Annotated in this window: 11 protein-coding genes; all 11 read left to right on the top strand. The window is 34.4% G+C overall.

Going from position 1 to position 12,585, the window contains the following annotated elements; translation table 11 throughout:
- Window positions 1-6 precede the first annotated feature (6 nt).
- On the top strand, window positions 7-1,377 hold the full coding sequence (locus tag OGI71_RS19300; RefSeq protein WP_282251160.1) for a hypothetical protein: 1,371 nt from the start codon (window positions 7-9) through the stop codon (window positions 1,375-1,377).
- A complete protein-coding gene (locus OGI71_RS19295) occupies window positions 1,367-2,617 on the top strand; it encodes an oligosaccharide flippase family protein (protein ID WP_282251158.1) in 1,251 nt (416 codons plus the stop codon). The genes OGI71_RS19300 and OGI71_RS19295 overlap by 11 nt, the downstream gene beginning before the upstream one ends.
- On the top strand, window positions 2,586-3,083 hold the full coding sequence (locus tag OGI71_RS19290) for an acyltransferase (RefSeq protein ID WP_282251156.1): 498 nt from the start codon (window positions 2,586-2,588) through the stop codon (window positions 3,081-3,083). Before OGI71_RS19295 ends, OGI71_RS19290 begins: the two co-directional genes overlap by 32 nt.
- 1 nt (window position 3,084) lies before the next feature.
- The gene (locus OGI71_RS19285; RefSeq protein WP_282251155.1) at window positions 3,085-4,305 is read left to right on the top strand and encodes an O-antigen ligase family protein; all 1,221 of its coding nucleotides are present in this window, start codon (window positions 3,085-3,087) and stop codon (window positions 4,303-4,305) included.
- Window positions 4,306-4,311: 6 nt separating this feature from the next.
- Window positions 4,312-5,529, top strand: a complete 1,218-nt coding sequence (locus OGI71_RS19280) for a glycosyl hydrolase family 28-related protein (protein WP_282251154.1) — start codon at window positions 4,312-4,314, stop codon at window positions 5,527-5,529.
- 1 nt (window position 5,530) lies between these two features.
- Window positions 5,531-6,766, top strand: a complete 1,236-nt coding sequence (locus tag OGI71_RS19275; protein WP_282251153.1) for a glycosyltransferase family 4 protein — start codon at window positions 5,531-5,533, stop codon at window positions 6,764-6,766.
- Window positions 6,767-7,372 (top strand): sugar transferase, encoded by a 606-nt coding sequence (locus OGI71_RS19270; RefSeq protein ID WP_282251152.1) that lies wholly within the window; start codon window positions 6,767-6,769, stop codon window positions 7,370-7,372.
- A gap of 9 nt (window positions 7,373-7,381) precedes the next feature.
- Window positions 7,382-7,972, top strand: a complete 591-nt coding sequence (locus OGI71_RS19265) for an acetyltransferase (protein WP_282251151.1) — start codon at window positions 7,382-7,384, stop codon at window positions 7,970-7,972.
- 16 nt (window positions 7,973-7,988) lie between these two features.
- The gene (locus tag OGI71_RS19260; protein ID WP_282251150.1) at window positions 7,989-9,131 is read left to right on the top strand and encodes a DegT/DnrJ/EryC1/StrS family aminotransferase; all 1,143 of its coding nucleotides are present in this window, start codon (window positions 7,989-7,991) and stop codon (window positions 9,129-9,131) included.
- 305 nt (window positions 9,132-9,436) lie between these two features.
- On the top strand, window positions 9,437-10,123 hold the full coding sequence (locus OGI71_RS19255) for a polysaccharide biosynthesis/export family protein (protein ID WP_282251149.1): 687 nt from the start codon (window positions 9,437-9,439) through the stop codon (window positions 10,121-10,123).
- A gap of 7 nt (window positions 10,124-10,130) precedes the next feature.
- On the top strand, window positions 10,131-12,524 hold the full coding sequence (locus OGI71_RS19250; protein WP_282251148.1) for a polysaccharide biosynthesis tyrosine autokinase: 2,394 nt from the start codon (window positions 10,131-10,133) through the stop codon (window positions 12,522-12,524).
- Window positions 12,525-12,585: the final 61 nt, after the last annotated feature.

Raw genomic sequence — 12,585 nt, 5'->3', positions numbered from 1 at the left:
TCAATTATGAATATTGAAGATTATCATAAAATAGACAATTCTTTAGACCAATTTGAGTTTAAGTATAAGGATATAGATGTAACCTATATCGTGAGAAACTATGTAATATCTTTGATTAGAACAAATAACAATGTAGGTAACCCATTAATTAAGTTAAACTCAGCTATATTATGGCGTTTTCTTAAGACAGCCTTAATGACTTTTCCGAGTGTTTTCAAAAAGCGATCGGTTTGGGTATTTTCGAACGCTGAAAGGCGAAAAAAATTCGAAAGATATTATTATGATAGGGTAGCATCAATAGTGTCTGAGCAAAATAATGATGTTTTGTTTATAGAAAATCCTGTTATTCAAAATCATAAACACCCTTCTAAAGATACTATTCTTTCAGATGCCTTTTTTTTTATTGGGTCTTACCTGTTCAGTATTCTAAAATTCAAGAGAAAACATCTAGTCATTGATCCAAGGTTTACTGATTTCGCGCAAGAGCAGGGTATCAAGGTCAACTTGATACCTTTAATGAAGCGTTTTGTGGGACAATATTTTTTTATGCATTTTTTCTTAAGATTTATTTCCCGACCAAAAATGGTTTATTCCGTATTTCCTAGCGGGTATTATGGCTATAATTATGCTTTTAAGCAGCGGCGGATACCAATTATTGAATTACAACATGGAATAATTTATCCTTTACATCCCTCATATAATACGATATTATTTGAAAAGTCGAAAAAATTTAAACCGGATTTCGTTTTTACTTATGGTGATAAGGATAAAGAATGTTTAGATTCGTTGAATTATGTAAATAAAGATAATTCCTTTGTGGTTGGATCATATGGCTTATGGAAGGGAAAAAATTATACAGTCATTGGAGACTATTTAAAGTCTAAACTGTCTATAAATAAAAAAAACGTAGTTATAATAGCAACTACAAATGATATCGATGAGTTGTACCAATTCTCTTTGAAGCTGATATCTATTTCTAATGAATTCAATTTGCTACTTTTGCCCCGCCACGAATGTAAGCATCTTGAGAGCCGAGAAAATGTTACAATATTGGATATTTATAAAACTAACGTGTTTGAAGTTTATAAAGCTGCTGATCTGTTAGTTTCGAAAAGTTCAACCGGTGCTTTAGAAGCACTATTTATGGGTATTCCTTGTTTTCTACTTGAAAAGGAAAATGAAACATCGATTTTTCGACAAAACTATTCTTTTATCAAATCTTTTAATTTTTTTCAAGACGAAGTGCAATTTGTTCAAGCCGTAAAAACAGAGGAGTATCTTTTGCCACTTGAGGAGGATGTTAACCAAATATATGCTGCTCATGTTTTTGAAAACTATGATAAAGCATTAATAAAAATCTCTAACAATGAACATTAGGGCTCTTGCGAAAAATAAATTAGTTTCAGAGACGTTAATTTATGGCATTACTAATGCAGTATATAGCGGGTTACCACTTTTACTCTTACCTTTTTTAGTTGCGACATTAGGCCCCGAGGATTATGGTTATGTAGATTTGTTCCGCTCAATTAGTATGTTTCTTGTTCCTATATTAGGATTAAGTACTGTACAATCAATCACTAGGTTCTATTATGATTTTGATGAAAAAAGATTTAAGATTTTTGTCACTTCGATTCAGTTATTTCAGCTGCTCACTTCTATTATAGCTACCATTATCGTTTGTTGCCTTTCGCCTTTCTTGTCTGACACTTACCAAATCTTACTTTTACTTAGTATAGCATACTTTCTCTTTAATCAATTTACGGAGGGCTTGTTAGCCATATATCGAGTAAACAATAAAGCCAAGTCATATTTGTTTATTAGAGTTGCAAATATATTATTGGAATTGGGTATTTTATTTATTTTGTTTAAAGTATTACAGCCTTTGGATTGGAAGTTTCGTGTTTTACCAACCGTGATTTCAAGTTTTCTGGTGGCTATTTTGACAATAGTACAGTTTGTGAAGCTTGGTTATATGTTTAAATTTTCATCAGAGCTCCTTAAATTGGGAATAATGTATAGTGCCCCCCTTGTATTACACATGTTGTCTGGATATGTGTTAAATATTGGAGATCGTTTTTTTATCAAATACTATCTTTCAGAAAAAGATTTAGGAAATTATGCCGTAGCATACCAAATTGGTATGGCAATCAATTTTTTCTATACAAGTTTTAACCTAGCGTGGACTCCAACTTATTTTAAATGGATGCAAGAAAATAAAACAAATCAGATCAAAAAAGTGCGAAAGCTTATTTATTTAATCGTGCCTTTATTAGGAATTTTAACGTTATTGGTTTGGTTTTCTTTTAGTGATTTATTTATTAAGCACTCTGAATATAAGATTTCAAATCAGATTATTATAGTTGTTCTAATTGCTAATGTTATTCTATCTTTGTACAAATTTGAATCTAACTTTTATCTATATACAAAAGATACGAAAAAATTGAGCATATTCACATTCATTTCTGCTATTATTTCTGTCGTTTTAAATTTTGCGCTAATACCTCGGATCGGAATAATAGGAGCAGCAATAGCAACGTTAATTTCATTTATAGTGGTTTATTTTTTGGTACTATTCAGTAAAAAAAATGATAAAATTCATCAAGAACCTGCGTTCTAAATTACTATTACTTTATTGTGCCTTTCGTTATAATAAAGGCCTTCTTTCACAATGTAAAGTTAATGGCACGTGCCGATTTAATGGAAAAGAGAAATTTGGTAAAAATGTAAACTTTAATGGTGTTAAAGTTTATGGTAAAGGTCAAGTTACCTTTGGTAATAATTTTCATTCTGCTGAAGGACTCCGCATACTAACTTCTTTTCATAATTATAAAGGTGATCGAATTCCTTATGATCATACGATCATTACAAAAGATATCGATATCGAGGATAACGTATGGGTGGGCCTAGACGTCATAATATTGGGTGGAGTTAGGATTGGGGAAGGTGCTATTATACAAGCTGGCGCAGTTGTTGTAAAGAGTATTCCAAAGTATGCTATCTGTGGTGGTAACCCTGCGCAGGTTTTCGCTATGCGTGACACGGTGCATTATGAACAATTGAAAATGGAAGGAAAAGTTTATTGATATGGGATTGTTAGATCTTAAGGTTAACAGAAATGGCTGGTGGATTTCCTTATTGTTGATCACATCATATTTAAATGCTGTTTTAAAGGCTGGGGTTGATGGAAATATGACTGTTTTCAGGATACTTTTATTGCCAACTATTCTTATGATGATCCCAGAGCGTAAAAGAACTATGACCGAATTTATTGGTCTGGCAATTTTTACAGTAGTGTACTGTTATATTATTAGTTACTTGCCATTTAACAGATTTCAAGATTTTGATATTGTCTTTACCCTACACTATATTCTCGTCCCTTTTTGTTTCATCATAATGAACTATTTTATTGATAAGGTTGGTTTAGATTATCTATATAACTTTTTTAAGAAATTTCATTATGTGATGTTGGTATTAGCGTTTATCCAATTTTTTGCTGGAGGTGTTTATCCCAATACACAGAATAGAGCTCCCATGGTCAATATATTTTTTTGGAATGAAAATGAATTTGTTACTGTTCTGGCTATTTTTATTCCATTATATTTTCTAATAGAAAAGGAAACATTGATAAAGTATTTGGTGATTTTTTGTTCTCTTTTCTTTATTGTTTATAGTGATGCCAGGCTTTTGATTATTGGGCTTGTGCTGTTTTTTGGTATTTATTATTCTTCTAAACTTCCATTCTATAAATATAAAATGCTGTGGATTCTATCTATGTTTTTGCTCATTCTCATATTAACGCCATATCTAGCAAATAAGAAAATTTTTGATGATTACACGTTTTTTGACCTGTTTGCGGATACAATCCGTCGAATATTTACATTGGATGATTACGAAGGTATTGGGTCTGTAATAAGTCGGGTGAATGCTTATATTTGGGGGCAAATAGACCTCTATAAAACTTATTTATTTGGAATTGGACCTAGTAATTCCTTTATTATTATGAAAGAGCATACACCTGTTGGATTAGAGGCCTATTCCCCGAAGAGCTTTCATAATATTATATTGCAGATGATTGTAGAAATTGGCTTTCTTGGAATATTTCTATTTTTAATGTTGGTACGAATGATTAGAAATACTGTAAAAGGTTCTCCATTCAGGCATTCAATTGTTATTGGTTACTATATTGCTGCATTTATTTTCAGTACAATTCTATCAGGAGCTTTCTCAAATTATCCTTTTATTTTTATAATTGCTTTCTCACTGACAATGTTTAAAACAAACTTTAGGGGGCGAGCTCAAAATTAATATGTTATGTTAAAGGCAATCAAGTTTTTTATTATACTCTTTTTGAGTTTGATCTTCTCAGATGGATTTGCAAATCAAACGGGGTCGACTACTGTAGAGGCGTATGGAGCCAAAGGAGATGGTGTCACTGATGACACCTATGCCATTCAGAAAGCGATAAATTCGCCATCACGTACTGTAATATTCTCGAAGAAAAATTACATTGTAAATGGAGAAATAGTTTTGATGTCTAACAAGGCAATTTTAGGGAACCAGGCGACAATTTCTAGATCTAAGTTGAACAGTAAGAATAGTATATTCTATGGGAACCGAATAAGTAATATAACGATAAACGATATTGTACTAAAAGGAAACGTCAAGAGAGGTATAAGTAATTACAGCGTAGATGCTGCTACTATTCGAATTTTAAATTCTCAAAGTGTTAATATAAGCAACGTCTATACATCGGGCGGTACATCTGGGGTACAAGTTTATTATTCAAATTCAATAAATATTGACGGTCTTATTAGTGAAAATAATATTTTGACAGGTCTGTCTGGTATCTGTAATAATTTGACATTATCAAATTCCAAAATTACCAACAACGGGTATGCTTCAAAAGGATTGACGCATGATGTTTATTTTATTAATAGTTCCAATCTTGAAATCCGAAACTCCACATTTGGTTACACAAAGGACCAGAGTGCTTTTTCTGTTGTTGTACGGTATGACCGAAGCAATGCCAAAGCTTTATTTGACCGTGTAAAAAACGTTAAAATATTCAATAACAGCTTTTATAAAAATGGACTGGCTGTCGGGTCCGATCCTGGTATAGCTGTTGTAAAACGAATGCCGCCACAACAGGTTAGTATCTATGGTAATAACTTTAATTGGTCGGATCTAAAAATAGATGATCCAGAAAATATAAGTACCTACAGCAATAAAAATATCAATAATTACATTTGTAGGGTAGCATCTTCATATCCTGGATATACGATAGGGTTAAGTTCTTCAAATGATCATTGTAAAAATATAGTTCAATCTAGTCTGCGATCAAATGCCAGTAGATCAACTAAGGCGATTATATTTAATAGCACAATTATTGACAACGATCTTTCAACTGGATTACAAAATGCGAAAGGATTTGGAGGGATAAAAGCTTTTACCCTAAAAAGTCCCCAAGTAAAAGGTAATGTACAAATGAAAGCAATAGCAGAAAATAGTAATGTTAAAATAAATAGGTAAAATGAGGATTTTATTACTGCATCAATATTTTTTAGAGGAAGACGATCCAGGGGGATCGCGATGGAATGAGATGGCCAAAATTTGGATCTCTCTGGGGCATGAAGTTACAGTGATCGCTGGTATGATGCATTATAATGGTTCGACAAAAAGAGCAGAGTATAAAAATAGATTTTTTGCAAAAAAAATGCAGGGGGATGTAACAGTATATCGAACCCACGTATCTGAATCATACAATAAAGGTTTTCTAGGTCGCTTATGGGGCTATTTTTCATTTATGTTTTCCTCCTTATGGGCGGGGATATTTAAAGTTAAAGGGCAGTATGATGCGGTTTTGGTAACCTCTCCACCATTATTTGTCGGAGGATCCGGTTATCTTATTTCAAAGATAAAAGGAATTCCGATGGTTTTTGAGATAAGAGATTTATGGCCAGAATCTGCAATTGACACGGGAGTTCTTACAAATAAATTTATTATCAAACTCGCTTATTGGTTTGAATCCTTTATATACAGCAAAGCGAAATTAATAAACGTATTAACCCCAGCTTTTTATAAGACACTTCGGGATAATAAAGGAGTTGAGGAAATAAAGTTAATCATGATTCCAAATGCGGCTGATTTTTCATTATCAGAATCATTATTACAAGATTTTGATCGTGAAGAGTTTCGGCGGCAAAATAGTTTAGTTGATAAATTCGTAATTACTTATGTCGGAGCCCATGGTATAGCTAATTTTTTAGATCAACTATTGGAGGCCGCCCATTTACTCGAAGACACCAATGCATTATTTTTGCTAATAGGACAAGGCATGGAAAAAGCTCGTTTGATGGAGAAAGCGAAAGAGATGAATCTAAAAAATATTACTTTCTTGGACCCTGTACCCAAAAAGGAAGTTTTTAAATATATATTAGCCTCGGAGATGGGCGCTTCGGTATTAAAAAAAGTTGATACTTTTAAGACCGTTTATTCAAACAAATCATTTGATTATTTTTCTTGCAAAAAACCGATTTTGATGGCAATAGATGGCGTTTCCCGCGAGCTGGTCGAAGAAGCGCAGGCCGGAGAGTACGTAGAACCTGAAAATCCAATTGAGTTTAATCGCATTATTCGTGCCTATATGCAGGATCCAGAGAGATTGAAACGAGAAGGAGAAAATGGTTATGAATATGCCAAGGTTAACTTCGATAGGGAACTTTTGGCAAATAAATATCTTGATGAAATAGCAAAATTTATTAAATAGATGTATCAGTACTTTTTAAAAAGACTTATTGATTTCTGTATAGCATTGGTCAGCTTATTGATTCTCAGCCCTATTTTCATTTTGGTTACTATAGGATTATACTTTGTTAATAATGGAAAACCCTTTTTTTTTCAGGCGCGTCCTGGTCTGAATGGAAAAGTATTTAATATCATTAAGTTTAAAACTATGAATGATAAGAAAGATGCGGCTGGAAACCTTTTACCTGACGTAGATAGGTTGACCTCTATAGGAGCTTTTGTTCGCAAGACTTCACTCGATGAAATTCCTCAATTAATAAATGTCCTTAAAGGAGATATGGCTATTATTGGCCCAAGACCTTTATTGATCCAATATATGTCTCTTTATAATAAAACTCAACATCGTCGTCATGAAGTGAGACCTGGAATTACAGGATGGGCGCAAGTTAACGGTCGTAATGCCATTTCTTGGGAGAAGAAGTTCGAATTAGATGTATGGTACGTAGATAATGTTTCCTTCGTAACCGATTTTAAAGTTTTTTTTATGACGTTTAAAAAAGTATTAAAAAGCGAAGGGATATCTGCAGAAGGGCATGTTACAATTGAACCATTTAACGGTAATAATTAATTTTAGATTATGTATTTATTTGGTGCAAGTGGTCATGGTAAAGTTATCGCAGAAATTTTGGAAAGTAATAAAATAAAAGTCAGCGGATTTATTGATGAAGACCGTGGAAAAGAAAATTTATTAGGGTATAATGTTTTCCATAAACCGCCAGCTGAAGTAGTAAAAGTTATAATTTCAATTGGAAATAATCGTGTGAGAAAGATTGTAGTAGATTCTTATAATAATTTCCAATACGAAACCGCCATACATGCCGCGGCACATGTATCTTCGAGAATGTATGTTGGCAATGGGACAGTGGTGATGGCAGGAGCCACAATAAATGCTGATGTTAATATTGGAAATCACAGCATCATAAATACTAATACGTCTGTAGATCATGATTGTATAATTGGTGATTTTGTACATTTGTCTCCTAATGTAGCACTTGCAGGTAATGTAGAGGTGGGAGAAGGGACACATGTCGGTATAGGAGCGTGTATTATTCAGGGAATTAAGATAGGGAAATGGTGTACTATTGGTGCAGGTGCAGTTATTATTAAAGATGTACCAGACGGATGTACTGTAGTCGGGAATCCAGGAAGAATTATAAAAAAACAATAAAAACTAATTTTATATTATGTTAGATAAAATATGGCTTTCTTCTCCTCATATGGGGGGAAATGAATTAAAGTTTATTCATGAAGCTTTTGATCAGAATTGGGTTGCACCATTAGGCCCAAATGTTACTGGACTCGAAGATGACCTTGAGAAGTTTTTATCAGAGAATGTTAAAGTTGCAGCACTTTCAGCAGGAACAGCTGCTTTGCATTTGGCCCTCATTGAGAGCGGTGTAACTTATGGTGATGAGGTAATTTGCCAATCGATGACTTTTTCAGCTTCTGCAAATCCAATTGTGTATCAAGGGGCAATTCCCATATTTATAGACTCTGAAAAGGACACATGGAATATGTGTCCAATAGCACTTAAAGAAGCAATAATCGATCGCATTTCAAAAGGTAAAAAACCAAAGGCAATAATTGTTGTACATTTATATGGAATGCCAGCAAAAATGGACGAAATTCTTGACGTTGCTCGTACATTTGAAATACCTGTTATCGAAGATGCAGCTGAAGCTTTGGGATCCAGATATAAAGGTCGGGCCTGTGGAACATTGGGTAATTTTGGGATTTTAAGTTTCAATGGGAATAAGATAATTACAACATCTGGGGGTGGTGCACTTGTATGTCACTCGCTGGAGGATAAAGAAAGGGCTATATTTTTATCCACTCAAGCACGTGACAACGCTCCACATTATCAACATTCGCATATTGGATATAATTATAGAATGTCAAATATTTCTGCAGGTATTGGTCGCGGACAAATGGAGGTATTGACGGAAAGAGTAGCTGCTCGCCGCGCCATGACAAAGTTTTACGTAAGCCTGTTTACAAATGTGAATGGAGTAACAGTCTTTACTGAACCTAGTAGTGATTTTTATTCAAATCATTGGCTTGCATCTATTCAAGTCGATTCGATAGAAGCAAAATTTAATCGTGAGGATCTTAGGCTAGCTCTGCAGAAGGATAATATTGAATCTCGTCCATTATGGAAGCCAATGCATCTACAGCCTGTATTTGCCGACTCACCTTATTATGGTGCGAATGTTGCAGAAACACTATTTAATAATGGATTGTGTCTACCTTCAGGTTCTAATTTAACAGACGAAGATAGGGAAAGAATACAAAAATCAGTTGAAAGAGTGTTAGATGAATTTTCATAGATGTCAACAAAGATAAACACATTTTCGTGACAATTTGATATTCTAAAATAATATATAAAAGCGAACGGATTGTACTTCTTAATTTATAAAAAAAAGTAGGCATAGAATTTGTTAGGGAGAGACACATAAAATTAAGCATTATAAATATGCAAATAAATAGATGTAGTTTTGTCAAATAATGAAAACCATTTTATAATAATACATAAAGCATGCGATTAATTTCAAAGTATAGTGCAATTTTTGCGCTCTGTAGTGTACTTTTTCTTGCGTTTACCTCTTGTGGGTCCCGTAAGAATATGGTGTACATGCAACCTGATTCCTCTCAGATTTCAACATTATATGAACAATATGTTCCTAAGATCCAACCGAGTGATATATTAACGATAGTGGTCACTGCCGCAGATCCAAAAGTAACGGTGCCCTTCAATCCCGTTAATTCCATATCGAACGGAAATATGACACAACAAGTTGATATGGCTTTTCGACCAACCTACACAGTAGATAATAACGGCAATATCATGCTGCCTATGCTTGGGGAAATCCATGTTGCTGGTTTGACAAGATTAGAAGCTATTGAGAAGATTCGAGCTGAATTGAGTAAATATATCAAGGACCCAGGAGTAAATATGAATTTTAATAACTTTAGGGTTTCTGTACTTGGTGAAGTAGCCCATCCCGGTTCCTTTGTATTACCCTACGAACGAGTGACGGTTTTAGAGGCACTTAGTATGGCCGGAGATCTAACTATAAGAGGAGTAAGGAGCGACGTGATGTTGATTAGGGAAGTAGGTGGTAAGAAAGAAATACATAGATTAGATCTTACGAAACAGAATACACTTAATTCACCTTATTATTATCTAGCTCAAAATGACGTAATTTATGTTGAGCCTAACAAGGCTCAAATAAATAATTCAAAGCTAGGGGCAAATACAAATATCATTATTTCAATTGCTAGCTTGATAATTACAGTAATTTCAGTATTGACCCGTTAAACTACATATGGAACAACGACCTTTAGAAATTAAGAAAGAAGAAGAAATCAATTTAAGGCAACTCTTTGAGCAGTATGCGTTTTATTGGAAATGGTTTGTTATCGCCGTTATTCTCTGTTTAGGGGCGGCAATGTTATACCTCCGCTATGCGCAGAGAACATATAACACGAGTGCAAAAATCCTTTTAAAAGATGAACGGAGTGCCTCTGCTGGCGAGCTGGCTGGTATTTCCGAACTTTCAAGTAGCATGGGATTTGGAGGGTCGCGAGCTGCCTTTGTAACGGATCAAATTGAAGTGCTTTCGTCTCGTAGGCTAATGCGTAAGGTAGTAGAGCAGTATAATCTCAATATTATCTACTCAGTAAAGGGAAAAATCAGATCATCAGAAGTATTGGAGACGGATATGCCGTTTGTTTTTCAGCCACAAGGAGAACAAGATAGTATATCCATGAAATTTAAGGTTAATTCAAAAGGGAAAGATGGCCTTGTGATCGTTGATTTATTTTCAGGAAAGAGAATTGACGCTAGATTTGACAATATAGTTAGCATTGGAAAGTATCGGGGTGTTTTCAAGCGAAATCCTAATAGTGAACTTGAAGCAGATACAGACTACGAAATTTCAGTTATTCCAAGAGATTGGTCGATCGATGCGAATCTAGCCGCTATCAGTATTGAACCAAGTAAAGAAGCACAATCTTTTATCGTGAATTTTTCAATGGTATCAGCATTGGAGAAGAAATCGCAGCTAATCTTAAATACATTAATTGATGTCTATAATGCGGATCTAACGAACGATAAATTACGTATGACCCGTGCAACTTCTGATTTTATCAATAAGCGTTTAATGTTGATTTCCAAAGATCTTTCGGGGGCCGACGAGGAAGCCGCCAACTTTAAATCAGCTAACTCTATGGTGGATATGGCCACAGAGGCAGGAGTATTCCTTAGTACAGCATCGGAGAATGATAAGAAAGTTCTTGAATATCGGACGCAATTGCAGTTAGTGGATCATATGAATGACTACCTTAAAAGTCAAGAGGTTGGAAAGCTTTTACCATCCAATATCGGATTGCAAGATGCTTCTATTGGCGCTGCAATTGAGGCATATAATAAACTTGTTATAGAAAAAGATGATCTTCTGAAGTCGGCTTCGGATCAAAATCCTACTGTTATTGCTTTGAATGAAAATATTGCCGAAAGTAGAAAGAATATAGCGCAATCATTACAAAACTATCAAAGGGTTACTAAATTGGCATTGAACAGTATTGAACGGAAATCCAATGAAATTCAAGGAAGAATAAGTTCAATCCCCAATCAGGAACAAGGATTCAAGAAGATATCAAGACAGCAGCAAATTGTTGAATCGCTTTACCTCTTGCTTTTGCAGAAACGTGAAGAAAGTGAAGTTAAAGCAGCAGCGACACCTGATAATTTAAAAGTAATTGATGCTGCGTATGGGAATAGTATTCCGGTGGCTCCTCGTAAATCGTTAGTTTATATTGGCGCTTTGCTAGCTGGGTTTTTAATTCCTTTTACAGTTATTTATTTAAAATTCCTATTGGACAGTAAAATACATTCTAGGAAAGATATTGAGGATAATATTGGAGCACCAATATTAGGAGAGATACCAACTGCTGAAGATACAATCGTCCACCTGAATGATCGCTCCTCCTTAGCGGAAGCTTTTCGTATATTACGGACAAATATGAACTTCATGTTTGGTGCTGACCAAAAAACAACATCGAAGGTAGTATTTGTAACTTCAACTATCTCTGGAGAGGGAAAGTCGTTTGTTACCACTAATTTAGCTCAAATTTTATCAATGTCTGGTAAAAAAGTTTTGTTAATTGGAGCAGATATTCGCAGCCCCAAAGTTTTGGATTATTTGGGGCTATCACATTTGCAGCATACGAATGTGGGTATCACGCAGTTTTTGATTAATCCGGAAATGGACGTAAACAATATCATCATCAAAAAACCTGGTAATTACGATTTTGATGTTGTTTATTCAGGTTATATTGCTCCGAATCCAGCTGAATTATTGATGAATGGACATTTCGATGATGTAATCAAATATGCTAGGGAACATTATGATTATATATTAGTTGATACTGCCCCAGTAAGTTTGGTGACCGATACTTTATTAATAGCGCATAATGCTGATTTAACATTATACGTGTCTCGTGTTAACTACTTAGATAAACGATTGCTACAGGTTCCGAGAGAGTTATATGTTGAAGGTAAATTGAGAAATCTTGCTTCAGTTATTAACGATGTAGACTTTGCTCGTGGCTATGGTTACGGCTATGGTTACGGTTATGGTTATGGCGATAAAGGGAAGAAAAAGAGTGGTTTACCGAGAGTTTGGCAAGCCGTAAAAGATCGCTTAAATCTTAAATAGCATAAAAGTATAACCTTGATGTACTTTTGAACCTTTAGAACCACAAGTGTCTCGTTGAAGA

This window comes from Sphingobacterium sp. ML3W (assembly GCF_029542085.1).
In the GTDB taxonomy this organism is placed as follows: domain Bacteria; phylum Bacteroidota; class Bacteroidia; order Sphingobacteriales; family Sphingobacteriaceae; genus Sphingobacterium.
This window is presented reverse-complemented; position numbering and strand designations above follow the sequence as displayed.